Raw genomic sequence first — 25,975 nt, 5'->3', positions numbered from 1 at the left:
GCGGCTCCGCGTGTGGCAAAGCCGCAGTCTAGCTTGCTTGACGAGCGCGATTTCCAGCCCAGAAGTCATGTGGCCCTGGGCCAGCCGTTATGGCTGACCCGGGCGTTTCATGATCGACCACGGCGGTCAGGTACCACTGCCTTGCTTGCCTTGGCCGACACCATGAGCATCGAGCCATGGCGCAAGCGACACCGACCAGATGTTGTCGTTGCCGTTGTCCCAGCTTTCCATCTGCGCGAGTCGCGCCTTGGCCTGTTTGGGTGTCAGTGGGTATGTCACTTCGGTCGTGCGATCGCTGGTGTAGTAGAGCGTGCGGTGATCCGGACTCAGATGCGCGCCCCACTGACTCCATTTGCCGGGCTTGCCGTTGATCGCCGCACCGAGATCCATCGGTTTCCCCCAATGATCGCCGTCGCGAAACGCGATGTAGAAATCGCCCATGCCGCTGTCTTTCGCATCCGTCGAATTGAACACCATGAAGGATTGATCCGGAGCGATCGCCGGATCGTGCGTCGATGCCGCCGGATCGCCCACGGGAACCTGCACGGCAGGCTGGTACGCACCGTGCGCGAAGGCCGAGCTGTAAATATGAAACACACCGCCTGCATCCGGATGGATGAAATACAGGCTGCCATCCGCCGCGACACTGGGTGCGTAAGTGCGATCGCTGGCGTTGACGGCATCCGGCAAATGCACCGGTTGTCCCCAGCCGTCGCCCTTGCGATCGACCCGCCACAAGTGGCCGCCGCGCGCCGGATAAAACTTGCCGTGCACCGTTGCGCCCAATGCATCGCCGCCTGGCGTTACAGGCCGGTTGGAAACAAACACGAGATAGGAACCATCCGGCGACATCGACGGATCGTGATCCAGCCACTGTCCCGAGAACGGCGCAATCTCCGGTTTGGACCACGCGCCATGCGCGCGATGCGATACCAGAATCATCGAACCCACATCGAAATAAACGGTGTTTCCATTCGGGGTGAATGCGGGACATGCCTCGCCGGCCGGTCCGGAAATCACACCTGGCGCGAATATCTGAGGATCGTTCGAAGCAACATCTGCGGCAAACAGCGAACCGGTCGCGCCATAGAGACCGGCCACAATCACTAACCAGAAAGGCTTGCGGATCATGTCGTTGTTCCTGCGGAGAGTGGGGGCTTCTGTATAGCCAGCGCCGACCGGGGTCGCATGTCCTTAAAGTCATCGCAAGCGCCTACAGCCACTGAACGCACTACACTTATCGCCTCACCACAAGGAACCTGCGGTGTCTACATCACGCCTTACCTCTCTGTTGCTGCTGGTGATTCTGGTCGGCGGACTTCTGCTCTGGAATCGCCATGCGTCGCAGCCGACCGCCGTCGTTTCGCAGGGCGACATGTCGTTGCCTGCCGCAAGCCACGTCAACTGCCCTGCCGCCCATACCGACCTGCCCGCCTTCATGCCGCCGGAAGCTTGCGACACGCTTGCGCGCATTCTTCAGGGCGGTCCATTTCCCTACAGTCAGGACGGCGTGGTCTTCGGCAACTACGAAGGTCGCCTGCCATCGCAGCCGCGCGGCTACTATCACGAGTACACCGTGGACACACCCGGCGCGCGCAACCGCGCCACCCGGCGCATCATCACCGGCGGTACACCTCCGCAGGTTTTCTATTACACCGGCGATCATTACCAGAGCTTCCAGCCTTTCCAGGTGAACCGATGAGCGCAGAGGGCGCCCTCGATCTGACGCAGGCCAACGATGGTGGCGTGTATTTCGTCGACGCGGCCGACTTCGACGCACTCGCCGCTGCGGCCAAGGAAGGCAATCTGTATGTGTGCCGCGCGGATCTGGCCGGTTGCCTGGACAAAGGCGAACTGCTGCGGCGCCTGGCCACCGCATTAAAACTACCTGCCGGCTTCGGCCAGAACTGGGATGCGCTGGTGGACAGCCTGCGCGACCTCGGCTGGCTGCATGGCGTCGGACATGCCCTGTTGCTCGATCACGCCAACGATCTGCGTCAAGCCGCCGGCAAGGACTTCGACACGCTGCTGGCCATCCTGCATGAATCGGCCAGCTTTGCCATCGGGCAGAATCGTCCGTTCTTCGCTTTCCTCAGCCTCCCCGAACATCCCATCGCACTGCCCACACACGGTTGACATGGAACATATCGAATTCGAACTCGAGAACCACGCATTCGTGGAACTCAACCAACTGCTGAAACTGGTGGGACTGTGCGACAGCGGCGGTGCCGGGAAAATGATCGTGGCCAGCGGCGCGGTATACGTCGACGGACAGCAGGAGCTGCGCAAGACCTGCAAAATTCACGCGGGGCAGATCGTGCAGTTGGACGACGTGGAAATTCGTGTCGTGGCAGGCGGCGGGTAACCTTATCCGCCCGACGTAACCGGCAGGACGTCACCAGCGAATACCAGGCATCCGGATTCCCTTGGAGGCACCCCATGCAAACCCGCCGTTTTGCCACCCTGTTCGCGCTGAGCGGCCTGACCGCCTGCTCGGCCATGGCCAGCAACGCCAACCTTCCCGACCCCGCCTACGACACGCCCAAATCAGCTGCGCACGGGACGGAAACCGCCGTCCTGGCGGGCGGTTGCTTCTGGGGCATGCAATCGGTGTTCGAACATGTGCGCGGGGTCAGGCGTGTGTGGGCCGGCTACAGCGGCGGCAATGCCAACACCGCCCACTACGACGACGTCAGCGAGGGCAACACCGGCCACGCCGAGTCCGTGAAAATCACTTTCGACCCGGCAGTGATCAGCTACGGTCAGTTGCTGAAAGTCTATTTCGCAGTCGCCCACGATCCGACCGAGCTCAACCGGCAAGGCCCGGATGCGGGTACGCAGTATCGTTCCGAAATCTTCTATGCGAGCCCGCAGCAGGAGAAGATTGCCGAGTCCTACATCGCGCAACTCGCCGCTGCAAAGGTGTTCGATGCGTCGATCGTGACCGTGGTGCAGCCGCTCAAGGCGTTCTACCCGGCCGAGGACTACCATCAGGATTACGCACGCATCCATCCGGATGATGCTTACATCGTGATCAACGATGCGCCCAAAGTGGCAGCGCTGAAGAAACAGTTACCGGCGCTGTATCAACCGGAACAGAGCGTGGTCGAAGTAAAGCTCTAAGCGCGCGGATACTTTGGCGGCACCAGGCGCAGCCGCGACGTTTCATGCCGGGGATTGGGCGAAAGCATGCGCTCGATCTCCGAGGCGGGTAAACCGCGCGAGTAGTAATACCCCTGCCCTTCGATGCAACCGGCACGCAGCAGGTATTCGTGCTGGGCCGCCGTCTCGATGCCTTCGGCAATCGTGCAGATGTCCAGGCTCTTGGCGATGGCCAGCATCGCTTCGACGATCGCCATGTCGTTGGTGCTGTCCGGCAGATCCTTGATGAAGGAACGATCGATCTTGAGGAAGTCGATGCCCGACAGCTTCAGATACGCCAACGACGAATAACCGGTACCGAAATCGTCGATGGCGATGCCGATGCCCAATGCGTGGAGCGCGTGCATGGTCTGTTCCGTCGCCTCGCCCAAACGCAGGATGGCGCTTTCGGTAATTTCGAACATCAGCCGCTTCGGCGAGATCTGGCTCGTCTGCAAAGCGTGCTTCACGCTGTCGATGAAACCCGGATGCCCGAACGTGGCGGCCGATGCGTTCAATGCCACGCGCATCGGCGGCAGTTTGGCCTGATCCCACTGCCGTATCTGAGAGCAGACGGCGCGCATGGTCCAGGCATCGATGCGCCGGATCAGGCCGAGGCTTTCGGCAAGCGGAATGAATTCGTCCGGCATCAACTCGCCGCGTTCGGGATGACGCCAGCGCAGCAATGCCTCGACCGCCACGATGCGTCCGCTGCGCAGTTCCACGCTGGGCTGGAACACCAGGTAGAACTCGTCGCGCATCAATGCCTGACGCAGGTCCGCGCCCAACATCAAACGCATGCGGGCATCGGCGTGCATCAGCGGCGTGTAGAAACGATAGGTGTTGCGTTCCTGCGTCTTGGCCGCGTACATCGCAGCGTCGGCATTGGCGATCAACGCAACCGGATCGCTGCCGTCCAGCGGATAGCCCGCAATGCCGATGCTTGCGCTCATCACGATTTCGTAATCGCCGATCAGCATCGGCTCGGACAGGCTCATCAACAGGCGATTGGCAAATTGCGCGGCCTGCTCGCGGGTACGCAAGCCACCAAGCAAGACCGTGAACTCGTCGCCGCCGATTCGACTGGCGACGTCGTTCTCGCCCAGCTCGCGGCGAATGCGCTGCGCCACCTTGACCAGCAAGCGGTCGCCGATCGCGTGGCTATAACTGTCGTTGACCGCCTTGAACGCATCGAGATCCACGAACAGCACGGCCGTCGCGCCGTTCGTGCGCGCGGCCGTCTCGATCGCATGCGTGCAATGCCGCTGGAATTCGTTGCGATTGGCCAGGCCGGTCAGCGGATCGTGCGCCACCATGTATTCCAGGCGCTGGCGATCGGCCTTGCTGCGGGTGATGTCGGTGACGACGGCCACGTAGTGCTGCACGCGGCCGTCGCTATTGCGAATGGCGCTGATGCTGAGCAGCTCCGGATAGGAAGATCCGTCCGAACGCCAGCTCTGCACTTCGCCGACCCAGTTGCCGCCATCGGCCACCATTTCCCAGATCGACGACGGTAGCGGCGAACCGTCGGGCATGCGGCGCAACTCGTCGAAGCGGTGATGTTGCAGATACTGCAAGGTGTAGCCCGTGATGCGCGTATGTGCCGCGTTGACCGTCGTCACGCGTCGCTCCGCATCGGCAATGATCACGCCCTCGGCCACGCTGGCCATGGCCTCGGCGCCGATGCGGCGTTCCTGCTCCATCGCCACACGATCGGAAATGTCGCGCATGATCGCCTGACGTACTGGCTGCGCGCCCCAGGTGGTAAGGCTGCTGTGCGTCTCGACCGTGCGCGCAATGCCATTCATCGTGCGCAGCATGCCGATCGTCGACGAACCCGCCGCGCGCGTGCTGCCATCCACGAACAGGTCCTGGAAATTCATGCCGACCAGCTCGAGCGGATCGCGCCCGCTCCATAGGCTGGTCGTGCGATTCGCGTTGAGAATCCGGCCGTGCGATTCGTCCACCATCACGATCGCGTCGGCAGCGCTGTCGAACAACAACTGGAAGCGGTCCTCGGTGCCACGTATGCGCGCGAGGATGCGTCGGGCCAGGCTCAGCCAGAACGCGGAAGCCAGGCACGCGGCGAACAGCACGCCGACGAACAACACCTCGCCCATCCACAACGCACCGTGAGCGATCTGCAGCGAGAAATCGTCGCTGCGGGGTTCGATGAAATCGTTCAATGCGCGAATGCGCGATCGCTGGCGCTCCATCTCCTGCGCACTCGGCCCACCGCTGGCGTAGGCGTGCTGCAGTTCTTCGGAGATGGTGCCCAGTTGGGCGATGGCGTCATCGGTGGATCGCCAGGCCGCCAGGGCCTGTCTCATGTACGGCGCCTGGTTGACATGCTGGAACATGAAGACCACGCCCGGAATCGTCTCGGGAATGGCGTTGCCATGACTCAGGGCCGCCTTGACTTCGTTGTAGTCGTAATGACCGGAGGCGGTGACGTCGCGCACCCACCGGTCGTAGCCCAGCAGGGCGTAGTTAGTCTTGAAGCCTTCCAGGTCGTGCCGGGAACCGCTGGACGCATAAGCCTGCAGATCGATGACCGCCTGCTTTTGCGCCTTGGACCAAACACTCTCGCCGTTGAGAAAACCGGCGAGAGTGACCTGAATCTTCATCGCGCCCCAGGTGAGGCCAAGTATGAGCGCCACCATACCCACCAGCGCGTAGGCCAGCGGCATAAGGCGTCGCGAAAGCGGCTTCTGCAATACGGTACGAGCGATACGCATCGGGTCCTTAGCCTGAGTTTACCGATACATCCCTACGGCTGCTGCGTAAAGCCCAAGGCCATACGTTTTAAGCTGCCGCCTCACTCACTACCAACGGTTCAAACCGCGCTTCCACACAGCGATCCGCAAGAAGACGCATGCAAATGTAGCTGCGTTTCACGCATTCCGTAATATGCGCCACATCATGCGGCGCGGGCGACTTGCCTAGCAGGGTACAGATGATCTCCAGTGCCTCCCATGGGTGTGTATCGTCATAGGCCGCGTGTAACTGTAGCCAGCGCAGGCTACCCACACGAACGTTCTGAGGGAAGCTCTCCCTGTAGGTGAGGCTGTCATAGAGCAACTGGGACCATTCCCCCGTAGCCCCTTCTACCGCATAGTTCGTGGCGGCCATGCCTGCGGCAAGTGAACCATTCTTGCTGATTTCTTCACACCAATTGGCCAGGGCGTCCGTTCCGGCGGGCGCCACGCCGTGAAGAACCTCTTCGCGAGGAATAGTGGCACCCTCGGCCCAATTGAGCCAGTACTCGGCGTGATTCTGCTCGACGCGGATGTTCCGCACCAGCCAACGCCTGGCCATATTGTCGCCGTCGCTGCGGCCGAAGCGGGTCTTGAGCAGGTTCATGGCCATGTAGCCGGGGAAACGCTCGATCACCGGCCAGATGCCCACCATGAAATGACGCGTGGCACCGTGATTGAGCCTGGCTTCCCGCATGATCGGCCACAGATCATGGGTAACAACACTTTGCTTTGTCTCTTCGCATTCCGCGACCATGTCTTGCGCCCAGCTCGGGTAGCTGGCGATTTCAGTCAGAGGGCCGGTGCGTTCGAAATGTGCGTGCATGTGACTTTCTCCACTTAGGTGTCTACTTCGGGTCGTCTCAGCCGAGGCCTCGGCTGGCACCAGGGCCCATTGGGCAGTCCCGGCCCTCCAATAGTGGTCGCCTCTCGCACGCGTTGCACCTCTGTCTGTGTCGCCCGGCCGGGTCGCCGACAAGCCGCGTCGGGCGCATCATGGAGGGTGGATGCCAAGGCATCCGGATGCGTCGAATCGACCATGGCCTGGAGGGGCTTATGAGCTACGTGGACGGTTTCGTGGTGCCAGTACCTGTCGCCAAACTGGCGCAATACCGGCGCATGGCGCGCCAATGCGGAAAGATCTGGATGGAGCATGGCGCCCTGGCCTATACCGAGTGCCTTGCCGACGACGTGAAGCCCGGAAAATTCACATCCTTTCCACAAAGCGTGAAACTCAAGCCGGACGAAACGGTGGTGTTTTCCTGGATCGTCTATGCATCCCGGGCCCAGCGTGACCGCATCACCAAGAACGTGCTCGGCGATCCGCGCATGGCCCGCTACATGGACCCGAAGGCGTTGCCATTCGATGGGAAGCGCATGTTCTGGGGAGGCTTCAAGACCTTCATGGATCTCTAAGACTCATTGTCCCGTTCAAGACGGGACAATGAGTAAGTTCGGCGCGGCATCCGGAAGCCACCATGCGCATCGCAGGGGCTTCCGGATGATCGACGCTTAGTGCCCCTTGTCGTGCCGATCCGAGTCCGGCGCAAACGACACGCCGCGCAACACTTCACCGAACTTCGCCGTGCGTAGCGTCACGAAGTGTTCCTGTGCGGCGCCGGCCGCCGTGGTGTTGGACAAGTCGTCGCGAATCGCGACCAGGCGATCCGGATCGGCGCCCGTATCGCCGTTGCCGCTGATCGTGGACGTCACCGCCCAAATGGTGACCTTGCCGTCTTCGTCGACACGGCCGGTGATCTGGCGCAGTCCATCCGTCGCCGGCGACCATGGCAGGTTGGTGGTGGCATTCGTTCCGGTGGGATAGTTGCGCACTGTGTACGGCTGGCCGAGGTTCAAGCCTGCTTGCAGCGTGTAGGCAAGCGTCCAGGAATTTGTCGTCGTGTTGAACACCCACTTCTGAAGACCCGCGGTGGTTTGCGCAGCAGCATGCATGTAGAGGTCGGTGCCGCCCACGTAACCATCGCCCTCATCCGCCACATACAACGTGTTCGCATCGGCGAACCACAAGGCAAACGGATAAGACAGCGTCTTCGCCGTCTTGGCCGGCGTGGTCGGGAAGCCGGCGAGAACGCACATGTTGGTCGGCAGGCCCGAGGTCTGCAGCGTGCTCGCGTTGTACGACAGTGCCGACGTGGGAAGCGGTGCCCCCGCCATCGGAACACCCACGCCGTTCGTGCACGCCTTGCCGGTCGTGTCGACGAAGTAAACCGTATTCACACCGTTGCCGCCGCTGCCCTTGGTGTAATACAGCACGTTGTTGAACACGGCGATGCCGCGGAAATTATCGTCCTTGCCGATCTTGTCGGCCTTATCGCCCAGCGCGGTCACGGAGAAGCTGGCCAGCGGTGTCGGATTGCCGGTGTTCTGCAATGCCTCGGGCAGCGAAGACGGCGTGATGAACTGCGCACCGGCACCGAGGATCACACCATCCGGCTGCGGGTTGCTGCCGTTGCCGGCGTTGCCCGAGGTATAGAAAACATTCGCGCCATCCACGTTATTGAAGATCGCGGCACGGCCGTTGTTGCCGCTGTACGCATTGGTCTGGGTGAACTGGAAGTGTCCGTGGCTGTCCACGGTCGCCACCGCGCGATAAAAACTGCCGCCGTCGGGATTGGTCGAATCGATCGCCAGCGGCGTATTCGAATTGGAGACGTCGATCGCGTTGACCGGCGCCACGTAACCCATGAAGGTAAGGTACTTGCCGTCCAGCGACAGATGCAGCCCAAGTTCCGACTTGGAGCTGAAGCTCGTCACCATCTCGCCTTCGCGCGCAGCGGGGCGCAGGCTGTTGGGAACTTCCAGCGAATCGATCAGCCAGCCATCGGGCGTCATCTGATCGAGATAGATGCGCGACGTGATGCCGAAGCTGCCGTCGTAGACATCGTTGTTCCACACGTAGGGATACGTGCCATCGTACGGTGCGCCGGGAGCGGCACCGCAGGCGCCGCTGGACGGCGGGCAATTCGGCGGCAGGATTTCGCCGACCTGCACATTGCTGGCGTTGTTGTCGTAAACGCTACGGCTTACGACCAGGTTGCCGGGCCGGAAATGAAAATCCCGGTTGTGCGAGGAGTCGTCAGCGTAAGCGGCGACACCTGCCGCAAGAGCCGTGAGTGTAAGGGCCGCAGCAGCGTGCCAGCGTCCAAAGCGGAAGCGCAACGTCGTAGTCATCGTGATCTCCGGGTGAATGTGTAAACGGAGTTACAGGGGGCACAACACCGCTACGGTAATCACGATTGGTGAAGCATTATTGACAGTCGCTTGCGCGGTCGTCGCATGTGACGATCGCGTGATGACGGTCACCGTTGTGTCATGGATCAGTTCTCGAACAAAGCTAGCGAGTCCGCTCCCTCTCCCCGGAGGAGAGAGGGAGTGATGCGAACTACTTAGCGCAAGCGCGTAAACCCGTCGGCGCTCCATGCTTCGCTGCCCACTCCGTGATGCACGAAGAACAATCCATCCGGATCGTATTTGCGCTTCACGGCTGCAAGCCTCGGATAGTTCGCACCCCAGAATGCGGTCTGCCAATCGCGCTGGAAGTAATCGCTTTCCGAAACGTAGGTACCTGCATCAGGCGCGACTTTCAGCAACGCGTCCATGGCCCTGCCGATATTCGTTGCATCCCCCCGCGCCTCGGCCAGATCCGGCCCCGGGCCCGGCATGCCCGGGTAAGCCGGCCCGCTGTAGCCCGCGACGAGCGCCAGTGCAAACGCGTCGAGTACCTGCGGGTTGGTGGCCGTATCGCGCGCCGCGTCGATCGTCTCCTTCGTTGCGCCGGCCAAGCCTTTGTTGAAGTGAAACTCCAGATGTTTGTGGCGCGAGCACGCGAACACCGCATCGACCAATGCGGACTGCCGATCTTCGCGCAACAGCGACGCAGGCATCCATGCCGATTTGAAGCCATGCAGGAACCAACCCACTTGTCCGTGATCGCCGGACCACAACATGTGATTGCGTGGCGCACCGTCGCGATCGTCATCCACGATGGCGCCCGGCGCATGCTGGCGAAAGAACTCCGCATCCCAAAAATGCCGAGCCGGTACGGCGCCCGCCTTCAGCGGTTGCACGAAGACATACTCCTTGCGCGCGCGCACCCAATCCACGAACGGTGCCCAGGCCGCCTGCGCCTGCTGCTCATCCAGGCCCTGGAACACCATGGATATACGCAGCACATTCTCGGGATCGAATGCCATCTGCTCGCCCCAGTGCGGATTGAACAGATCGCTATGGTAGAAACGGATGGCTTGCGCAATCAACGCGCGATAAGCCTCGTCGGACGATGCCTTGATCGCACCGAACACGCCGCCGAAGTATTCCGGCAACTCGCGCGTGCGCAGCGTGATTCTTGTCACCACGCCAAGACTGCCGCCGCCACCGCCCTTGATGCCCCAGAAAAGATCGGGATTCGTGCACGCATTGGCGATGCGCGCGATGCCGTCGGCCGTCACGATCTCCGCCTCCAGCAAACCCGCCGCCGCAGTGCCGTAGTTCTTGGAAAAACTGCCGAAGCCGCCGCTCTGAATCAGGCCCGCCACACCCACCGTGGTGCAGCCGCCGCCTTGCACATATCGCCCGCCGTGCGTGGTGACGGCATCGTAGGCATCGATCCACATGGCACCCGATTGCAGGCTCACGGCCGGTTGTGGTGGCTGGGTGCCTGCGCAACCCTGCGCGACGAATGCATCGTGCAAGGTCACGGCGTTCATGTGCCGCGTCCATACCAGCAACGAATCGGGTGCGTCGGACGTACCCTGGTAGCTGTGCCCGCCACCCTTCACCACGAGGCGTAGATGGTGTCGGCGGGCGAAGTTCACCGCCGCCACGACATCCGCGGTACTTTCCGCGGCAACGGCGTAGGCGCTGGGCTGCGATGTCCATGCATCCACCCAGCCGCTGGTCTGGGTCAGTGCCGGCTGGTCGCCGATGTAGAACGGATTCTTGAGGTGCTTGAGCGCTTCGCGACACGCCGCCGTGGTCGAAGTCGCCGTGCAGTTCGCGAACGGGGATTCCAGCTTCAACAGACGGCCACCCACGTCCTGTTTGAGCTGCCCCCACTGTGCCGCCGAGGGCCAGCCCGGTTCACCCGGTCGTACCCTCGACCTTGGTGCTCCGGAGACCGGCCCGCCCACGGCCGCCAAGGCCGATGTCAGTCCTCCGCTCATCACGCCGGAGAGAAACGGAATCGCCAGCGCCGCCTTTAGAACCTCACGCCTGTTCATGGGAACAACCTCTCCGTCATGGGTCTCGAATGGCGGCGACTGTCCGCCTCTGGAGGTCAGTCAACCATCTCGAAGGGATGTGCGGAGCGGGTTCCGGGACGAACGGCGGGACGACGGGACGAAGCTGCGACCTCAACCCTTGCCGGAATGCGAGCGCCGCGCTTCGTAGGCCTTCAGATGGGCATAGGCGACACGCAGCATTGGCAGGTCCAGGCCGGACGCCTCGCCCCGCGCAAGCAGGTCGCCCACGATATGGTCGGCCTCGATAGCGCCGCCCTGCTCCAGGTCGCGCAGCATCGATGCGGTCAGCGTGGAACCCTGCTCGGTCAGCACCGAGCGGGCGCGTTGCAGTACCGCTTCACTGGGTGCGTGGCCATGGGCTTCGGCCACGCGCCGGCAATCGTCCAGCAGGCCGAGCGTCGCCTGCTTGCCGCCCGGTGCCGCCATGATGTCGCCGACCGGCGCGCGCATCAGGCAGGTGATGCCGGCAAGCGACGCCAGAAACACCCACTTGTCCCACATGTCCTGCAGGATCGTCGTGCTGAGCCGCGGTTCGAAACGGGCCTTCGCCATGGCCTGCGCGATCTGTTCGACCCGCGCCGAACGCGAGCCGTCGCGCTCCCCGAACGTAAGACTGTGGGAAGTGTTGAGATGACGGACCGCGCCGTCCGCATCCAGCGTGGCCGCGATCACGCACTGGCCGCCCAGCACGCGCTCCGCGCCGAAACGCGCGTCGAGCAGATCCAGGTGCCGCATGCCGTTCAACAACGGCAGGATCGTTGTCTGCGGCCCGACGGCAGGCGCCATGTCCTCGATCACCTGCGGCAGGTGATACGCCTTGCAGCTCACCACGATCAGGTCGAAGGCTTGATGCAGGGCATCGGCCTGGACGGTCTTCGGCAAAGGTGCCGTGAAGTCGCCCGTGGCGCTGCGAATGACCAGGCCCGTACGGGCCAGCGACTCCGCACGCCTGGAGCGAACCAGGAACGTGACGTCCTGGCCGCTTTCAAGCAGGCGGCCGCCGAAATAACCACCGGTCGCGCCGGCCCCCACCATCAGGATCTTCATCGACTCGCCATCCTCGATACAGGCAAACGGGGGACATGGGGGCTGCGCCCCTCCATGCAAGCGAGTGCAGCCAACCGCCCACGCATCCGGCATCACACTTGTTATACAAATCCTTTCTCTTTCCGTAGCACTGCGTGTGAAAAATTCATCACACGTTTTTTACGGTGCCCGCGCCAGCGCGGCGCCGGTGCCAGGGGTGTCGTCAGGGGCGACGAACAAGTTCTGCTGGTCGCAAGGAACCTTGCGAAAGGGGTTTGTGTCCGTAGAGAGCGGCTTGCGTGTTTCGCAGGCCGCGGCAGTCCGCCACCGGACTGCCGGGGATGGATTCAGGCAAGTGCGTGTGCCGCCCAAGAAGCTTTGCATGGTGATGCCGGGGCATGTCCCGTCGCCACGAGGAAGTGCAGCGAATGCTGCACGGATTGAATTCTTGCAACGTTTCGAGGAGAAGGGACATGACATCGGCATATCGCGGCGGTGCAAGAACCGCTCGGCTTTTATTGACGCTGCTTGCCGTCGGGGTGGGAGCATCTGTCTCCGCATCCGGCCATGCAGCCACCATCGGCCTGCTCTCGCGCCCGCAGATCACGCGGGCTCCGGACAACAACGATCGCGTCGCCCTGCCCGGCAACGTCTCGCCGTTCGCCATCGCCGCCAACGATCGTGGCCGCGTCGACGACAGTGTTGCGTTGGAACACATGCAGTTGCTGCTGCAACGCCCCGTCGATCGCGAGCAGGCGCTCGAATCGTTCATGCAGGAACAGCAGACGAAAGGCTCGCCCAATTACCGCAATTGGCTTACGGCCGAGCAGTTCGGCGAACAGTTCGGCGTTTCGCAACTTGATATCGATGCGATCACGAGCTGGCTCAAGTCACAAGGCTTCACCGTCAACCGCGTTTATGAAGGCGGCACGTTGATCGACTTCTCGGGAACGGCAGGCCAGGTGCGCCGCGCCTTCAATGCGGAGATCCATCATCTCAGCGTGAACGGCCAGAACCATGTGGCGAATATGAGCGATCCCGAAATTCCTTCGGCGTTCGCATCGGTCGTGACGGGCATTGTGTCGTTGAACGACTTCCGTCCGCACACCAACTACCGGCAACACCTCGATTACACATTTACCAGCGGCGGCGCGACCTATCAGGCGGTCGTTCCCGCCGACCTGGCGACGATCTACAACCTGAATCCGCTGTTCTCCTCCGGCATCAACGGCTCAGGCCAGACCATCGTGCTTATCGAAGACACCAATGTGTATTCGACTGCCGATATCGCCACGTTCCGCTCGGCGTTTGGTCTTCCTGCTGCCAGCTTCAGCCAGGTTCACCCCGGTGGCTGCACCAACCCCGGCGTGCTGGTCGGCAACGACGGCGAAGCGGAACTCGACGTGGAATATGCAGGTGCCGCGGCGCCGGGCGCGACGCTCGAGTTGGCATCGTGCGCGGATACGTCGACGGAATTCGGCGGACTCATCGCCTTGAACAACCTCGTCAACACCGGCTCGCCGCCTGCGATCGTAAGCATCAGCTACGGCGAGTGCGAGGTGCGTAACGGCGCGACGCAGAATGCCGCGTATATCTCCGCGTATCAGCAAGCCGCCGCGGAAGGCGTGTCGGTCTTCGTTTCATCGGGCGATGAAGGCGCGGCAAGCTGCGACGCCAATCTGAGCAATGCCACGCACGGCATCGGCGTCAGCGGTTTTGCCACCACACCGTACAACGTGGCCGTGGGCGGCACCGACTTCAGCGACACGTACAGCGGTACCAACAGCACGTATTGGAATGCGGCCAATACATCCACCTACGGCTCGGCCAGGTCGTACATCCCGGAAATCCCCTGGAACAATTCCTGTGCCAGCCAGTTGATCGCCACGTATGCCGGCTACAGCACAACGTACGGCAGAAACGGTTTTTGCAATAGCTCGCTGGGCCGGCAAGATTTTCTTACGACCACCTCGGGCAGCGGCGGCCCCAGCGGCTGCGCAAGCGGCAGGCCGAGCAGATCCGGTGTAGTGAGCGGCACCTGCAAAGGCACGGCGAAACCCTCGTGGCAATCGCTCGTCGGCAATCCGTCGGACCGCGTGCGCGACATTCCTGATGTTTCATTGTTCGCGGCCAATGGCGTATGGGGCCACTACTACGTGTTCTGCTACACCGATGCCGCCGGCGGCGGCGCGGCATGCACGGGCGCACCCAGTGGCTGGGCCGGTGCAGGCGGCACGTCGTTCTCCTCGCCGATCATGGCGGGCATCCAGGCGTTGGTGAATCAACATATCGGCGCCAGGGTCGGCAATCCCAATCCCACCTACTACAGTCTCGCTCGTAGTGAATACGGCTCTTCGGGCAGCGCCGCGTGCAATTCAAGCAACGGCAATACCGTCAGCAGCAGTTGCGTGTTCTACGACGTTACGCTGGGCGATATGGACGTCAATTGCACTGGCAACAACAGCTGCTACAGGCCCGGGGCTACCTACGGCGTACTGTCGACATCCAATGCTGCCTATGGTCCTGCGTACAAAACCGCAACGGGCTGGGACTTCGCCACTGGCATTGGCACGGTCAACGCGGCGAACCTCGTTCACAACTGGCCCTGAGCTTCGTGCTTCGAGTCTCGCAAAGAGCGCCTTCCGGCTTCCCGGAAGGCGCTCTTTTTCCGTCTTCGAACAAGGAGATAGCACTCGTGCCGCAACTCCGGCGCGGATGACAGGCCTGGGAAATGGGCGCATGATGCGATCAAGGTATCGCTCGGCATGAATCCTCTCTGGAGTCAGCATCATGTTTTTCTCACGCATTGTTCTGACGGCCATGCTTGCTGGCCTGTGCTGGGCTCAAGTCGCGCGCGCCGCCGATGCATCCGCTTTCGATGTCCTGGTGAACAATCACGATGGCAAGCCCGTGATGTTCCAGAGCACGTCTACGTTGAAAAAGGGCGACGTAATCAACGTCCATGCCTTCAATGCGCGACCGGTGATGATCATGCAGATCGCGATGTGCGACGCCGACTGCCCGCACATGCATCTGGTCAAGACGATTCCGCTGTTTCCGTATTACGCAGGTACGGCCGTGGCCAACCAGAAGTTCGTGATTCCCGAAAACGGGCACGTGTCGTTCTGGGTGCAAGAGCTAGGCGGCGTGGTCAGTACTCCGATCATCACGATGGACGGTGCGTGGAGCGTCAATTTCGTCAATCGCTTCATGAGTTTTGCGACGCCCATGCTGTACCAGGACTCGCAACCCATGCCGGCCAGCGCGGCGACCATGGACGACAATACGCTGCGCGCCCGTTATTTCCACCGCACGTTCATCACGGTAAGGCTCGCCGATTCCAATAGCTGAATCCCGTTGGTTCGCATATAACCATTGCACCGTTTGCGCGCCACGTAGCACCGCCTTCCCTCGCGCGATCACTCTTGGCACCATGCGCGTCATCCGGCCGCCCAACGCACCGGCCACGCGGAAACCAAGATGGATCGCAACTACATCCTAGCCATCGACCAGGGCACGACCAGCTCGCGCGCCATGCTGTTCGACCGCGACGGCGCCGTGTCGGGCGTCGCACAACGCGAATTCAACCAATATTTTCCGCAACCCGGCTGGGTGGAACACGACCCACGCGAGATTCTGGCCAGCGTGCGCAGCACCATCGTCGAAGTGCTGACCAAGGCACAGATCGGCGCCACGCAGATCGCCGGCATCGGCATCACCAATCAGCGCGAAACCACCGTGGTATGGGACCGCGCCACGGGACAGGCCATCCATAACGCGATCGTGTGGCAATCGCGGCAAACCGTCGGTATCTGCGAACGGCTGAAGGCCGATGGCTACGAGCCGCTGGTCCGCGAGCGAACCGGATTGCTCATCGACGCTTATTTTTCCGGCACCAAGGTGAAGTGGATACTCGATCACGTCGACGGCGCACACGAACGCGCGGCGCGCGGCGAACTGCTGTTCGGCACCATCGACAGCTGGCTGATCTGGAATCTTTCGGAGGGCAAGGCCCACGTCACCGATGTCAGCAATGCGTCGCGCACGCTGCTTTACGACATCCATAAACGTCGCTGGTGTCCCGACCTGCTGCACATGCTCGATATACCCGCCGCGATGTTGCCCGAAGTGCGTTCGAGCAGCGAGATCTACGCGCATACCGATCCCGTCCAGTTCTTCGGGCAGCGCATGCCGATTGCGGGTGTCGCGGGCGATCAGCAGGCCGCGTTGTTCGGCCAGGCCTGTTTCGAACCGGGCATGGCCAAGAACACCTACGGCACCGGCTGCTTTTTGCTGATGAACACCGGCACGCAAGCCGTGCGCTCCGAGCACGGCCTGCTCACCACGCTGGCCTGGGATGTCGGCGGACAGGTGGAATACGCGCTCGAAGGCAGCATCTTCGTCGCTGGCTCCGCGCTGCAATGGCTGCGCGACGGATTGCGCATGCTGGACGATTCGGCCGATTCGCAAAGCTACGCGCAACGCGTGGAGTCCACCGACGGCGTCTATTGCGTACCCGCGTTTGTCGGACTCGGCGCACCTTACTGGCGCAGCGATGTGCGTGGCGCGATGTTCGGCCTCACGCGCGGTACGCGCAAGGAGCACTTCATACGCGCCGTGCTGGAGTCGTTGGCGTATCAGACGCGCGACGTGCTCGATGCGATGCAGGCCGATGCAGGCCTCACGCTCAAGGCATTGCGCGCAGACGGCGGTGCCATCGCCAACGATTTTCTGGCTCAGTTCCAGGCCGACATACTCGACGTGACGCTGGCCCGCCCCGTGGTGGGCGAAACCACCGCCCTCGGCGCGGCCTACCTCGCCGGCCTGGCGGTGGGGTTCTGGGAAAGCCGCGAGCAAATCGCCCGGCAATGGCAAGTGCAGCGAGCTTTCGAGCCATGCATGGATGCAGCACGCCGGGACGCACTCTACACAGGCTGGAAACGCGCGGTCGAGGCTGTGCTGAGCTTCGGTGGCGGAACCTGAGCCTTCCTTGGCGCGCACTGGGAACAGGCCCTAAACTGCCCTGGCGCGTCGGGGGATGCGCCATCAAGGGGAGAAAGGGAAGTGAACGAACTCGTCTACAGGAACGAGACGACGCTGCGCACCATCGCGCTCGTGCTGTCTATCGCCGTATGGCTTTTGCTGCTGCTCGGCACCGTCGGCATCATCTTGATTTACGCGCTCATCATTGCGCTGTTTGCACTGATCGCGCACTCGGCACTGATCGCACACCTTCGCGGAAACGCCATCCGCATCAGCGCGAAGCAGATGCCCGATTTGTACGAGCGTCTTCGTCGCTGCTCGCATCAGTTTGGCATGCAGGTACCGGAAGCCTATCTGGTCAACGGCAACGGCGTGCTCAATGCATTTGCCACGCGCTTTCTCGGGCGCAATTTTGTGGTGCTGCTGTCCGATGTAGTCGACAGCATGGAAGACCGGCCCGGTGCCCTGGATTTCTACATCGGCCACGAACTGGGCCACTTGCGTTGTCATCACCTGACCTGGTCGAAAATCCTGGCACCGGCGTTGTTCATGCCATTATTGGGCGCCGCGTATTCACGTGCGCGTGAATACACCTGCGACCGCCACGGCCTGGCGGTGTGCGAAAACCCGGAAGATGCGCAATATGGCTTGGTTGCACTCGCCGCCGGCAAACGGCGCTGGCGCAACGTCGACCTGGAGGAGTACAGCGCAAGCGCAGCCGTCACACCGGGCTTCTGGATGTCGCTGCACGAGCTGCTTGGCGATTATCCCTGGCTGAGCAAACGTCACGCCTGGTTGCGTGCATTGGCCGACAGACGCAAACCAAGGTTGGGTAGCCGCAATGCGTTCGCCTATGTTCTCAGCCTGTTTTTGCCGCGCGTACCTGGCATGGGCGCCTTTGGCGGGGTCATCTTCATAGCCTATATCGCCATCTTGGCGGCTATCGCCATTCCCGCGTATCAGGAGTACATCAATCGCGTGACCGTCACTAGCGCCATGGCCGACACCGAGCCTTATCGCGCAGCCATCGCGCAATACGGCATCAGTCACCAGCAGTGGCCGACAAGTCTGGATCAGGCCGGTTTGCAGCCTTTTGCCGGTGACAAAAACGTCTCCAGCATCGACCTCGGCGCCAATGGCGAGCTGACTGTCAGCTTCGCGAACGTGGCGCTACGCGATCATGTGCTGACGCTGACACCATACGTCAGCAACAATCACATCCAATGGTCCTGCGGCGGCGATGTGCCTGCGAAGTTGTTGTCGCTGTCTTGTAAAGCGCAGCAATAATCGAGCTGCGAGCTTGAGCCTGGAGGGAGAAGTCCAGCCTACCCTTCAGGCTTTTGCGCTCGCTCGCGCGTCATACTCGTAACGCGCCGCTTCCAACAGTGACCGGTTGTCGTGCTTCCACGGATGAAAGCCAGGCAGAAACCACCTCAGCCATTGAGCGCCGATGCGCGTGATGGGCGCGGGCGAAACGAACAGAAAGCGCAGCAGGCGCAACCAGCCGCGCAGATCGTTGCGTGTACCGTCGGCTTTGGACAGCCGCCACATGAATTGCCACGTGCGATAGGTAAATAGTCCCGTGATCCAGAACATCGCGCGGCAGCGGCGGCGCCAGCGCACAAACGCCGAACCGCCGACGCGCTGGTAAACATCGAACGCCACCGCCTTGTGCTCGGTCTCCTCCAGCGCATGCCAACGCCAGATCGCCGCCATGCGGGGATCGGCTTTTTGCAGCGTGCCAGGGTGGCGCAACACATGATCGGCCAGCATGGCGGTGAAGTGCTCCAGGCAGATCGTTACGGCGAGTTGCCCGATCGGCGGCAAGGTTCGGGCACGCTGATCCTGCACCTCGCGCACGATGCCCATCAGGTCGTATGCGCCGACGCCCTGTTTTTCCAGACGCTCGTTGTAAGCCAGATGCTCGCGGCTGTGCATCGCCTCCTGCCCGATAAATCCGCCGACCGCCGCATCCAGCGCCGCGTCATCGGCAACCTCGGGGCGAAACGCGCGCACGCTGTCGATAAAGAACCGTTCGCCATCCGGAAACATCAGCGACAAGGCGTCGAAATAGCGCGTCTGGTGCGCATCGCCGTTCAGCCAGTAGCGCGGAATGTCCGCCTGCATGTCGAAATGCAGGTCGCGGCGAACGATGCGAGGCGAATAGGTCATCGTTCAAAACTAGGCCGCTGCGCGATACGTTTCAAGTGGATCATGAAGCCGGCAATTGGCGCTAAGCTTGGAAGGTCAGGCAACCCGGTGAGCAGCCATGGCTTCGAAAATCTGGTCGGGTCGATTCGGCGGCGGCGTGCTTGTTCTGGCGCTGGTTATCCTGGGAGCCGCCTACGCGTTTAAAGCAGGCGGGCAGTCGGATATGGCCGGCAGCGCGCCGGTTGCTCCACTGGCTCTTACCAGCGGCAGCTTCAAGGACGGCGACACCATGCCGCAAAAGCTGACCTGCGACGGACTCAATATCTCGCCCGATCTGCAATGGCTCTCGGCACCCTCGGACACCAAGAGCTTTGCCATCGTCATGGACGATCCGGATGCCCCGCTGGGATTCACGCACTGGATCGCCTACAACATTCCGCCCGACACCCGGGATGTGGCGGAAGGCGCCTCCACGCACAACAAACGTTTCGATCATGCCGCCGAAGGCGTCAACAGCTTTGGCGATATCGGTTACGGCGGCCCCTGCCCGCCATCCGGACCACCTCATCACTACGTGTTCCACGTCTATGCGCTGGACGTGAACCCTGCCCTGCCGCCCGGTCAGGCACGCGATCAACTGGCCGCTTCCGTGCGGGGACATGTGCTCGCCGAAGGCCGGATCACGGGACTTTACGGTCGTTGAGCAATTTCTGTCAGGCGCGATCGCGAGCCGGCGGGTAGCCTCACGATCGCCAAGGAGATCCTGCATTTGCACAAGCCCACCCAGGCACACCACGTACAACCCATGGATGTCGAAGAAACGAAGATCGCCGTGCTCGAGCACCGTGGCGATCCGAACCATCTCGGCGATTCCATCCGCACATTCATCGCATGGCGCAAGCAGAACCATCTACATCCCAGTCGATACGCCACCTTCAACATTCTCTACGACGATCCTGAAGAAGTGGCAGCCGGCGAATATCGCTTCGACCTCTGCGTGGCCGTCGATCGCGATATCGAGCCCAACGCGTTCGGCATCGTGGGCAAGATCATTCCCGCGGGCCGGTGCGCCGTATTGCGGCATATCGGTTCGGACGACACGCTCCGCCAATCCATCTCCTACTTGTACGCGAAATGGCTGCCGCAAAGCGGCGAGGAGCCGCGCAATTTTCCGCTCTACCTGCAGCGCGTGCGTTTCTTTCCCGATGTCGCGGAACACGAAGCGGTCACGGATATTTTTCTTCCGCTCAAGTAACCCGCGATGCGTGTCAGCGCGGCGCCAACGGCCCCAGCATGCGCGTAGCCTCTTCGTCGCCGAGGCGTCTCGCCTCGGCGAAAACATCGGCCGGCACCCACGAGGGATAAGGCACATCGTGCGTTTCGTGATGCCCCTTGGCCGTGTGTTCTTGACGCACTTGCGCAAGCCGGCCTGGGTCGATGCGATCCGAGAGCTTCACCAGCGCGGGCCACAGACGACGATGAATCATCGTCACCTTTCCGTTGACGAAGCGGCAGACGAGAATATCGGGCGATGCCTCCAGTTTCTGGAGCAGCGCAAAGATCTGGTGGCTTTTCGGATGCGCCCACCAGCTGCCCTTGATGGGTTCGCCTGCGATGGCTTCGGTCAGTCGCGGCACCGGCCCTTGCGCAGCCGTGAGCACAATACCGTGTTCTCGTACAAAGGCCATCGCTTCATCGAAGGTCATCAGTCGTTCGCGTAGCGCAACACCACACACCCGGAGGTGTAAGTCGTGGTGTCGATCAGCCTCAGGTTGTGACGGGTGAGTCCATTCTTGAACAACGGCCGGCCGCTGCCAAGCATCACGGGCGCGACGGCGATGCGATATTCGTCGAACAGATCGGCCTCGATCAGCGTCTCGCACAAGTTGGCGCTGCCGAAGACGTAAAGATCCTGCTCCGCCTGCTTCTTCAATGCACGCACGACAGAAGCCGCGTTGTCGCGAACCTGGATGGTGTTGTTCCAGTCGGGGTTTTCCAGCGTTCGCGAAAACACCACCTTGGGAAGCCTGTTCATGTAGTCGGCGACAGTGCCTTCGGCGGTTTTCCAATACGCGGCCATTCCTTCGTAGGTAACCCTGCCGAACAGCAGCCGGCTGGTGGAACTCAGTTGACCGATGGCGAAGCGCTCCAGCTCATCGCCCCAGACAGTCCGGTGAAAATCCAGATCCCAGTTTTGGGTGCCTTCAAAGAAGCCATCCAGCGTCATGAGATTCCACATGATCAGCTTGCCCATGATCCGCTCCGCGACAATTAGGTTGATTGGACGCCGGGTTTGACGCCCTCCATCTCACGACGAACGGTGCAGTGCCGGATCGACAGCTGTTCAACCATCAGTGCTCGACACTTAGCACACTTGCCACAAGGCCTTCGACCGGCGCAAGGTTTGCAAGCAGTTCCGCCGGCAAACCATGCCGCTGGATGATGTAGGCGCCGGCATTCATCGTCACATCCACCTCGCCCGCGGATGACTCCGTGACCAGCGCCTTCAGCGGAAGGTCCACACCGGATTGCGGATTGGCAAGCATCAACGGCGTACCGGCCTTGGGATTGCCGAAAAGTATCAAGGTCGTTGGCGGCATCGAGAGCCCGACCGCAAGCGCCTCGGCCTGCTGGTCGATCGTCGCAAAAACTTTAATGCCGCGATCCGCGAACGCTGCGAGCAATCGGTGCACGGTATCGTCGAAGGAATAAGGACTTCTGAAACGAATCAGGCCCGCGACATCACTTGAGTGAGCCGTTGGAGAAGTCACTATAGGTACCTCCTCAATGATCCGCATGAATCCGTGAACCTGCCGATGCCTCGGCCAGGGTCAAACTGTGCATCTCCGCACTGGCATGCACTCTACACCTTTGCTAAATGTTACAAAGACGAGGGGAACCGAAAATGGGGAGAAGGCAATGCTGATGCGTCAATCGAAGCGCACCCTGGCCGCATTCTGCGCAACTGCGCTACTGGCCTGCGTGACGGTAGCCACTCCCGCCGCAACCGTCGACAAACCGGCCGATCATCCGTGGCTGCTCAAGGCGGATCGCGTCTTCGACGCACGCAGCGAACAGGCACATAGCGGCTGGGTGGTGCTGGTGGAAGGCGACAAGATCGCTGCCGTCGGCCCGGCTTCGCAGGTCAGCGCCCCGCCCGGCACGCAGACCATCGACATGCCCGGCACCACCTTGCTGCCTGGCTTGATCGACGCGCATTCGCACATCTTCCTGCATCCGTACAACGAAACACTCTGGAACGATCAGGTACTGAAGGAAACGCTGGCTTATCGCACCATCGGAGCCGTGCAACACGTGCACGACACCTTGATGGCCGGCTTCACGGCCTTGCGCGATCTCGGCACCGAAGGCGCCGGCTACGCCGATGTCGACGTGCAACACGCCATCAACGATGGCCTGATTCCCGGCCCGCACCTGTTCGTCTCCACGCGCGCCACTATCGCCGCGCATTGCTACGGCCCCGGCCCTATGGGCTTCCGCACCGACATCGATCTGCCGCAAGGCGGCATTCCCGTCAGCGGCACAGCCGAGATGGTCGACGCCGTGCGCGACCAAGCCGGCCACGGTGCCGACTGGATCAAGCTTTACGCCGACTACCACTGCGGCAAGAGCAAAGGCGCCGTGCCGACCTTCACCCAGGAAGAATTGAATGCCGCCGTGGAAACGGCGCACTCGATGGGCCTGCCGGTAGCCGTGCACTCCACCACGCCCGAAGGCATGCGCCGCGCCATCATGGCGGGTGTCGACACCGTCGAGCACGCCTATGGCGGTACGCGCGATGTGTTTGCGCTAATGAAACAGCACAACGTCGCCTACATGCCAACGCTCGAAGCGGAAGCTGCGTACTCCGAATACTTCCACGGATGGAAGCCTGGCCAGCCTTATACCGAAGACATGCAGCAAGCCGCCAACGCCTTCAAGCTCGCCATGCAAGCCGGCGTAACCATCGGCTGCGGCAGCGATGTTGGCGTGTTTACGCACGGCACCAACTACAAGGAACTGGAGTGGATGGTGCGCGACGGCATGTCACCGGCACGCGCATTACTGGCCGCCACGGCTGTCGATGCAAAGATACTGCGTCAACAAGACACGTTCGGGCAGCTGAAGGCTGGACTAGACGCGGACATCATTGCAGTAAAAGGCGATCCGACAGCAGACATCAGCGCGATCGAACATGTGCCGTTCGTGATGAAGGGCGGTGTGATTTACAAGCAGTCAGAGTAAGTCGCCGGCGACGTTCCGACGCAGGAGATCGGTCACCAGAAGCGGATTGGCACGCCGATGATGCTCCACGATCTCCTGACAGGATTTGGTGCGTGCCTTCAGATGCGCCAGCTCCGACTCGGTCAGGCCAAAAGCTTGAATGAACTCGACGCGCCCGTGCGGCGTGTCGATGGGTAGCAGCATCGGATCGGTCACAAAAGCCAACCCAACGATATCCGTCTCAAAGCCGGCACGAATCGGGCCGTTGGCGGGCACCCAGTGAAAGCTTTCGAACCACTTTCCCGACTTGAACACATAACGCGCAAGATTCTGTAGAAGATTGCAAACCCAAATGGGCTCTTCGGCCGGCGGCAACGGGCCCGCCAGACGAAACGTCATTTCGAAACCGAAGCGACTGAAATCCTTACCCACGGATGCTTCGTCGTAATACAGCGACGAGTAGCCGTACGTGCAGAAATGCAGATGAGGTTGCCGATCGCGGCACTCGAACGCACTGATTCCATCAATGGGATCGGGACCGCCGAGCATGTGCTTCAGCACCGTCCCCCAATGCCTGGGTTTTTGATCTCCATAAACCCGGCCCAACTGTGCATCGATGGCGTCCCAGCCGGGAGCCGCATCGTCTCGGTTTCCGTATTGATGCTTGTACTGTTCAAGGTTCACAACCGCTCCCGGTCATCTTCCAAAACAGGCGTCACGTCGGACTTTCGAAATCAGCCTTGATCTTGCACTAATTACTTCGCATGAAGCTATATGACGAAAGTACACCCCACCCCTGCTTTAACCCCTGCTTTAGTAAACGCGCCAGCCGAAGGCCGTTGTCGTTCTTTCCGCGATCATGATTTTCCCGCTTTCCGTTACGAACGTGCAGCGAGAAAAACTAGAGGCAATGTACAACGGCAGCATTCCCCGATTAGCTGGCGACCTATTTTTTCGCCTTACGCGTAGAAACTCTCCGCTGCTCCGCACGAAGCTGACGCTCGATCTCCGTAGCCCAAGCGATCAGGTTACTGTCGCAAGCCAGGCACCAATCCCTTAATTGCAGGCCGTCAAGACGCACTACACCACGTTCGGCAGCGGTCACGAAGTTCTGATTGCGGCCCAGTTTTTCAGCCAGTTGCACCTGCGTGAGACCCTGCCCCTGCCGTAACGCGCGCAAGGTCGCAAGGAATACCTGGTTTTCCGATCGGTATAGCGACTTGAGTGCCCGTTTCGTCGACTTTCGCGCTGCCGCCATCTGCCCGCTCCGTAGTCAGTCGGGCACCTACCGTATAGCGCAGCTTCCAATACACAGTCTTTGTGTATTATGTTTGAAATGAAATGGGTGCAATGACAGATTCGTCAAAGGCAAACAGCTAAGAACCCCTATCGACCAGGAGACACCGCCATGGCAGGCCACATCCCTACTTCCACCCAACCATTCCCTGAAACCCACTACAAGCTCCCCGAGGCCGCCTTCGAAAACCTCCGCGAAATCCGTGACGACTTGCGCCGAATGGCCGACTTCGCCGCAGCTCACCTACCCTACGATCGCGAGCTCACGCTGTACCGCAACACGCTGGCCCACTGCTTTGAACACTTGGCCGACCGCCTGACCGTCGTAGTGGATAATTGCGAAATCGCACAAGGGAATGTCCGATGAAAGACCCCGTCTGCCGGCCGTGGATTACCCTCAACACCCAATACTTCATCGCCCCATCGGCAACCCACTCGACTTGCTCGATGATGCCAACCGGCCGCTAGGCAGTGTGCAGGACCTGGCTCGAAGCCTGGGTGAAGCGCTCGATCAAGCCGACAACATCAATAGCAAACATCTCGCTAGCGCATTCTTGGGTTTGGCGACGCTTATTGAGTTAGGGCGGCTTTCGCGCATCCGCTCTGATGAATACCTAGGTGGAGCGTTGTTAAGCACTTCGTGTGCTCCATCGCCAACTGTCTCCAGACTCGCGCACAAATTTCTCCCAAACATATCGCCAGGGAATGGCGACTACAGAGACCACCACCCCCATCACGCAAGCTTGGATGGAATCGGTGGTTCCCGGATCGACTTGATTGGCGTGCCATAAAGGGAGAGCGATCGCAAGCAACCATATCGATTTCCACGTCAGCTCGAAGAAGAGCAGCGGCAGCATCTTGATGGGATATCTGACGCCCAGCATGGCCAAGACCTGGATTCCGGCAAGCAGGCCGAACGTATCGCCATCCTTCAGGGCCCACTCGCTGGTGTGCTGAATCAGCTTTGGCCAGACCATAAGGGCGAGCCCGACCGCAATCAGCGCGTACGCGGCCCTCAGTACGTACAAACGGAATGCTGATATCTCGGACATGACACACCTCAATATCGATGTGATGCAGGAATGTCTAACGCCAAAGCTAAGCGGCCGTGCGACCCGTTACCTATGGATGCACCAA

General features: G+C 61.2%; 26 protein-coding genes. 13 read left to right on the top strand and 13 right to left on the bottom strand.

Annotated elements, in window-relative coordinates:
- Nucleotides 1-126 precede the first annotated feature (126 nt).
- Entirely contained in the window at nucleotides 127-1,131 is a 1,005-nt protein-coding gene (locus DWU99_RS00615) for a TolB family protein (protein WP_115476062.1), read from the bottom strand.
- Nucleotides 1,132-1,264: 133 nt separating this feature from the next.
- Between DWU99_RS00615 and DWU99_RS00610 the strand changes: the two genes are divergently transcribed.
- The 4 genes from DWU99_RS00610 (at nucleotide 1,265) to msrA (ending at nucleotide 3,123) form a co-directional block, all read left to right on the top strand.
- A complete protein-coding gene (locus DWU99_RS00610; protein WP_233510802.1) occupies nucleotides 1,265-1,702 on the top strand; it encodes a guanyl-specific ribonuclease in 438 nt (145 codons plus the stop codon).
- On the top strand, nucleotides 1,699-2,136 hold the full coding sequence (locus DWU99_RS00605) for a barstar family protein (protein WP_115476061.1): 438 nt from the start codon (nucleotides 1,699-1,701) through the stop codon (nucleotides 2,134-2,136). Before DWU99_RS00610 ends, DWU99_RS00605 begins: the two co-directional genes overlap by 4 nt.
- Nucleotide 2,137: 1 nt before the next feature.
- Nucleotides 2,138-2,365, top strand: a complete 228-nt coding sequence (locus tag DWU99_RS00600) for an RNA-binding S4 domain-containing protein (RefSeq protein ID WP_115476060.1) — start codon at nucleotides 2,138-2,140, stop codon at nucleotides 2,363-2,365.
- A gap of 74 nt (nucleotides 2,366-2,439) precedes the next feature.
- Entirely contained in the window at nucleotides 2,440-3,123 is a 684-nt protein-coding gene (msrA, locus tag DWU99_RS00595; protein WP_115476059.1) for a peptide-methionine (S)-S-oxide reductase MsrA, read from the top strand.
- Here msrA and DWU99_RS00590 read toward each other — a convergent pair.
- Together DWU99_RS00590 and DWU99_RS00585 are read right to left on the bottom strand one after the other, a co-directional pair.
- The gene (locus DWU99_RS00590) at nucleotides 3,120-5,879 is read right to left on the bottom strand and encodes a putative bifunctional diguanylate cyclase/phosphodiesterase (RefSeq protein WP_233510801.1); all 2,760 of its coding nucleotides are present in this window, start codon (nucleotides 5,877-5,879) and stop codon (nucleotides 3,120-3,122) included. The two genes, msrA and DWU99_RS00590, sit on opposite strands and share 4 nt — an antisense overlap.
- 67 nt (nucleotides 5,880-5,946) lie before the next feature.
- A complete protein-coding gene (locus DWU99_RS00585; protein WP_115476058.1) occupies nucleotides 5,947-6,723 on the bottom strand; it encodes an iron-containing redox enzyme family protein in 777 nt (258 codons plus the stop codon).
- Between the two features lie 230 nt (nucleotides 6,724-6,953).
- On the opposite strand from DWU99_RS00585, the gene DWU99_RS00580 reads away from it, so the two are divergent.
- Nucleotides 6,954-7,313 (top strand): DUF1428 domain-containing protein, encoded by a 360-nt coding sequence (locus DWU99_RS00580; RefSeq protein WP_115476057.1) that lies wholly within the window; start codon nucleotides 6,954-6,956, stop codon nucleotides 7,311-7,313.
- A gap of 96 nt (nucleotides 7,314-7,409) precedes the next feature.
- Here the strand turns inward: DWU99_RS00580 and DWU99_RS00575 are convergent, their stop codons facing one another.
- The 3 genes from DWU99_RS00575 to panE form a co-directional block, all read right to left on the bottom strand.
- A complete protein-coding gene (locus DWU99_RS00575; protein WP_115476056.1) occupies nucleotides 7,410-9,089 on the bottom strand; it encodes a hypothetical protein in 1,680 nt (559 codons plus the stop codon).
- A 215-nt stretch (nucleotides 9,090-9,304) separates the two neighbouring features.
- Nucleotides 9,305-11,137 (bottom strand): FAD-binding oxidoreductase, encoded by a 1,833-nt coding sequence (locus DWU99_RS00570; protein WP_115476055.1) that lies wholly within the window; start codon nucleotides 11,135-11,137, stop codon nucleotides 9,305-9,307.
- 132 nt (nucleotides 11,138-11,269) lie between these two features.
- Nucleotides 11,270-12,205, bottom strand: coding sequence for a 2-dehydropantoate 2-reductase (panE, locus tag DWU99_RS00565; protein WP_115476054.1), 936 nt, complete (start codon nucleotides 12,203-12,205; stop codon nucleotides 11,270-11,272).
- Nucleotides 12,206-12,657: 452 nt separating this feature from the next.
- On the opposite strand from panE, the gene DWU99_RS00560 reads away from it, so the two are divergent.
- The 4 genes from DWU99_RS00560 (at nucleotide 12,658) to DWU99_RS00545 (ending at nucleotide 18,454) form a co-directional block, all read left to right on the top strand.
- A complete protein-coding gene (locus DWU99_RS00560; RefSeq protein ID WP_158543190.1) occupies nucleotides 12,658-14,793 on the top strand; it encodes a S53 family peptidase in 2,136 nt (711 codons plus the stop codon).
- Nucleotides 14,794-14,974: 181 nt separating this feature from the next.
- Complete coding sequence (locus tag DWU99_RS00555; protein ID WP_115476052.1) at nucleotides 14,975-15,535, top strand: hypothetical protein; 561 nt, start codon at nucleotides 14,975-14,977, stop codon at nucleotides 15,533-15,535.
- Nucleotides 15,536-15,664: 129 nt separating this feature from the next.
- Nucleotides 15,665-17,167: a glycerol kinase GlpK gene (gene glpK, locus DWU99_RS00550; protein ID WP_115476051.1), complete on the top strand. Its 1,503-nt coding sequence runs from the start codon at nucleotides 15,665-15,667 to the stop codon at nucleotides 17,165-17,167.
- 81 nt (nucleotides 17,168-17,248) lie between these two features.
- On the top strand, nucleotides 17,249-18,454 hold the full coding sequence (locus DWU99_RS00545) for a M48 family metallopeptidase (RefSeq protein ID WP_115476050.1): 1,206 nt from the start codon (nucleotides 17,249-17,251) through the stop codon (nucleotides 18,452-18,454).
- Between the two features lie 45 nt (nucleotides 18,455-18,499).
- Here the strand turns inward: DWU99_RS00545 and DWU99_RS00540 are convergent, their stop codons facing one another.
- The gene (locus DWU99_RS00540) at nucleotides 18,500-19,339 is read right to left on the bottom strand and encodes a metal-dependent hydrolase (protein WP_115476049.1); all 840 of its coding nucleotides are present in this window, start codon (nucleotides 19,337-19,339) and stop codon (nucleotides 18,500-18,502) included.
- 97 nt (nucleotides 19,340-19,436) lie between these two features.
- Between DWU99_RS00540 and DWU99_RS00535 the strand changes: the two genes are divergently transcribed.
- Entirely contained in the window at nucleotides 19,437-20,021 is a 585-nt protein-coding gene (locus tag DWU99_RS00535) for a YbhB/YbcL family Raf kinase inhibitor-like protein (protein WP_115476048.1), read from the top strand.
- A 66-nt stretch (nucleotides 20,022-20,087) separates the two neighbouring features.
- On the top strand, nucleotides 20,088-20,573 hold the full coding sequence (locus tag DWU99_RS00530; protein ID WP_199535659.1) for an AraC family transcriptional regulator: 486 nt from the start codon (nucleotides 20,088-20,090) through the stop codon (nucleotides 20,571-20,573).
- Nucleotides 20,574-20,586: 13 nt separating this feature from the next.
- Here DWU99_RS00530 and DWU99_RS00525 read toward each other — a convergent pair whose 3' ends face one another.
- The 3 genes from DWU99_RS00525 to DWU99_RS00515 all read right to left on the bottom strand — a co-directional run bounded on the left by DWU99_RS00525 (nucleotide 20,587) and on the right by DWU99_RS00515 (nucleotide 22,089).
- Nucleotides 20,587-21,024, bottom strand: coding sequence for a hypothetical protein (locus tag DWU99_RS00525; RefSeq protein ID WP_115476046.1), 438 nt, complete (start codon nucleotides 21,022-21,024; stop codon nucleotides 20,587-20,589).
- The gene (locus DWU99_RS00520) at nucleotides 21,024-21,572 is read right to left on the bottom strand and encodes a dihydrofolate reductase family protein (protein ID WP_115476045.1); all 549 of its coding nucleotides are present in this window, start codon (nucleotides 21,570-21,572) and stop codon (nucleotides 21,024-21,026) included. Before DWU99_RS00520 ends, DWU99_RS00525 begins: the two co-directional genes overlap by 1 nt.
- 97 nt (nucleotides 21,573-21,669) lie before the next feature.
- On the bottom strand, nucleotides 21,670-22,089 hold the full coding sequence (locus tag DWU99_RS00515; RefSeq protein WP_199535658.1) for a DUF302 domain-containing protein: 420 nt from the start codon (nucleotides 22,087-22,089) through the stop codon (nucleotides 21,670-21,672).
- A gap of 148 nt (nucleotides 22,090-22,237) precedes the next feature.
- Here DWU99_RS00515 and DWU99_RS00510 point away from each other — a divergent pair, with 148 nt between their 5' ends.
- On the top strand, nucleotides 22,238-23,563 hold the full coding sequence (locus tag DWU99_RS00510) for an amidohydrolase family protein (RefSeq protein ID WP_233510800.1): 1,326 nt from the start codon (nucleotides 22,238-22,240) through the stop codon (nucleotides 23,561-23,563).
- Here DWU99_RS00510 and DWU99_RS00505 read toward each other — a convergent pair.
- Complete coding sequence (locus tag DWU99_RS00505) at nucleotides 23,555-24,226, bottom strand: suppressor of fused domain protein (protein WP_115476043.1); 672 nt, start codon at nucleotides 24,224-24,226, stop codon at nucleotides 23,555-23,557. The two genes, DWU99_RS00510 and DWU99_RS00505, sit on opposite strands and share 9 nt — an antisense overlap.
- Before the next feature lie 262 nt (nucleotides 24,227-24,488).
- Entirely contained in the window at nucleotides 24,489-24,800 is a 312-nt protein-coding gene (locus tag DWU99_RS00500) for a helix-turn-helix domain-containing protein (protein ID WP_115476042.1), read from the bottom strand.
- A gap of 150 nt (nucleotides 24,801-24,950) precedes the next feature.
- Here DWU99_RS00500 and DWU99_RS00495 point away from each other — a divergent pair, with 150 nt between their 5' ends.
- Nucleotides 24,951-25,205, top strand: coding sequence for an XAC0095 family protein (locus DWU99_RS00495; RefSeq protein WP_115476041.1), 255 nt, complete (start codon nucleotides 24,951-24,953; stop codon nucleotides 25,203-25,205).
- A gap of 262 nt (nucleotides 25,206-25,467) precedes the next feature.
- On the opposite strand, the gene DWU99_RS00490 is transcribed toward DWU99_RS00495, so the two are convergent.
- Nucleotides 25,468-25,890 (bottom strand): hypothetical protein, encoded by a 423-nt coding sequence (locus DWU99_RS00490; RefSeq protein WP_115476040.1) that lies wholly within the window; start codon nucleotides 25,888-25,890, stop codon nucleotides 25,468-25,470.
- Nucleotides 25,891-25,975: the final 85 nt, after the last annotated feature.

Origin of the sequence: Dyella psychrodurans, from assembly GCF_003363265.1 — a bacterium.
GTDB lineage: Bacteria > Pseudomonadota > Gammaproteobacteria > Xanthomonadales > Rhodanobacteraceae > Dyella_B > Dyella_B psychrodurans.
This window is presented reverse-complemented; position numbering and strand designations above follow the sequence as displayed.

Bases quoted from the DNA above. Each gene is read 5' to 3' on its own strand.
- DWU99_RS00495 (WP_115476041.1), top strand. From the start codon at position 24,951: ATGGCAGGCCACATCCCTACTTCCACCCAACCATTCCCTGAAACCCAC.
- DWU99_RS00570 (WP_115476055.1), bottom strand. From the start codon at position 11,137: ATGAACAGGCGTGAGGTTCTAAAGGCGGCGCTGGCGATTCCGTTTCTC.
- DWU99_RS00520 (WP_115476045.1), bottom strand. From the start codon at position 21,572: ATGGGCAAGCTGATCATGTGGAATCTCATGACGCTGGATGGCTTCTTT.
- DWU99_RS00535 (WP_115476048.1), top strand. From the start codon at position 19,437: ATGGCTTCGAAAATCTGGTCGGGTCGATTCGGCGGCGGCGTGCTTGTT.
- DWU99_RS00575 (WP_115476056.1), bottom strand. From the start codon at position 9,089: ATGACTACGACGTTGCGCTTCCGCTTTGGACGCTGGCACGCTGCTGCG.
- DWU99_RS00615 (WP_115476062.1), bottom strand. From the start codon at position 1,131: ATGATCCGCAAGCCTTTCTGGTTAGTGATTGTGGCCGGTCTCTATGGC.
- panE (WP_115476054.1), bottom strand. From the start codon at position 12,205: ATGAAGATCCTGATGGTGGGGGCCGGCGCGACCGGTGGTTATTTCGGC.
- DWU99_RS00555 (WP_115476052.1), top strand. From the start codon at position 14,975: ATGTTTTTCTCACGCATTGTTCTGACGGCCATGCTTGCTGGCCTGTGC.
- DWU99_RS00525 (WP_115476046.1), bottom strand. From the start codon at position 21,024: ATGACCTTCGATGAAGCGATGGCCTTTGTACGAGAACACGGTATTGTG.
- DWU99_RS00560 (WP_158543190.1), top strand. From the start codon at position 12,658: ATGACATCGGCATATCGCGGCGGTGCAAGAACCGCTCGGCTTTTATTG.
- DWU99_RS00500 (WP_115476042.1), bottom strand. From the start codon at position 24,800: ATGGCGGCAGCGCGAAAGTCGACGAAACGGGCACTCAAGTCGCTATAC.
- DWU99_RS00510 (WP_233510800.1), top strand. From the start codon at position 22,238: ATGCTGATGCGTCAATCGAAGCGCACCCTGGCCGCATTCTGCGCAACT.
- DWU99_RS00600 (WP_115476060.1), top strand. From the start codon at position 2,138: ATGGAACATATCGAATTCGAACTCGAGAACCACGCATTCGTGGAACTC.
- DWU99_RS00605 (WP_115476061.1), top strand. From the start codon at position 1,699: ATGAGCGCAGAGGGCGCCCTCGATCTGACGCAGGCCAACGATGGTGGC.
- DWU99_RS00580 (WP_115476057.1), top strand. From the start codon at position 6,954: ATGAGCTACGTGGACGGTTTCGTGGTGCCAGTACCTGTCGCCAAACTG.
- DWU99_RS00590 (WP_233510801.1), bottom strand. From the start codon at position 5,879: ATGCGTATCGCTCGTACCGTATTGCAGAAGCCGCTTTCGCGACGCCTT.
- DWU99_RS00585 (WP_115476058.1), bottom strand. From the start codon at position 6,723: ATGCACGCACATTTCGAACGCACCGGCCCTCTGACTGAAATCGCCAGC.
- msrA (WP_115476059.1), top strand. From the start codon at position 2,440: ATGCAAACCCGCCGTTTTGCCACCCTGTTCGCGCTGAGCGGCCTGACC.
- DWU99_RS00490 (WP_115476040.1), bottom strand. From the start codon at position 25,890: ATGTCCGAGATATCAGCATTCCGTTTGTACGTACTGAGGGCCGCGTAC.
- DWU99_RS00540 (WP_115476049.1), bottom strand. From the start codon at position 19,339: ATGACCTATTCGCCTCGCATCGTTCGCCGCGACCTGCATTTCGACATG.
- glpK (WP_115476051.1), top strand. From the start codon at position 15,665: ATGGATCGCAACTACATCCTAGCCATCGACCAGGGCACGACCAGCTCG.